The following is a 317-nucleotide window of genomic DNA, read 5'->3' on the forward strand; positions in this document are numbered from 1 at the left end:
CTGGCGGAGTGGACGGGACTCGAACCCGCGACCCCCGGCGTGACAGGCCGGTATTCTAACCAACTGAACTACCACTCCTGGCAGGCAGCTTTTGCTTGCATTCTTCACACAAGCCAAGCGCTACAACTTGGCGACCCCACGGGGATTCGAACCCCGGTACTCACCGTGAAAGGGTGATGTCCTAGGCCTCTAGACGATGGGGTCAAAACCTTGGAACTAACCGTATCTATCAACAAACTTTGGTGGAGGTAAACGGGATCGAACCGATGACCTCTTGCATGCCATGCAAGCGCTCTCCCAGCTGAGCTATACCCCCA

General features: G+C 56.2%; 3 tRNA genes. All 3 read right to left on the reverse strand.

The window, feature by feature from the left end:
- Position 1 precedes the first annotated feature (1 nt).
- The 3 genes from J8G26_RS19225 to J8G26_RS19235 all read right to left on the reverse strand — a co-directional run bounded on the left by J8G26_RS19225 (position 2) and on the right by J8G26_RS19235 (position 316).
- Positions 2-78 (reverse strand) — tRNA-Asp (locus J8G26_RS19225).
- 50 nt (positions 79-128) lie between these two features.
- A tRNA-Glu gene (locus J8G26_RS19230) sits at positions 129-204 on the reverse strand.
- Between the two features lie 36 nt (positions 205-240).
- Positions 241-316 (reverse strand) — tRNA-Ala (locus J8G26_RS19235).
- Between the last annotated feature and the right edge of the window lies 1 nt (position 317).

The sequence above is a fragment of the Acidovorax sp. JG5 genome (genome assembly GCF_017939685.1).
GTDB lineage: Bacteria > Pseudomonadota > Gammaproteobacteria > Burkholderiales > Burkholderiaceae_C > Acidovorax.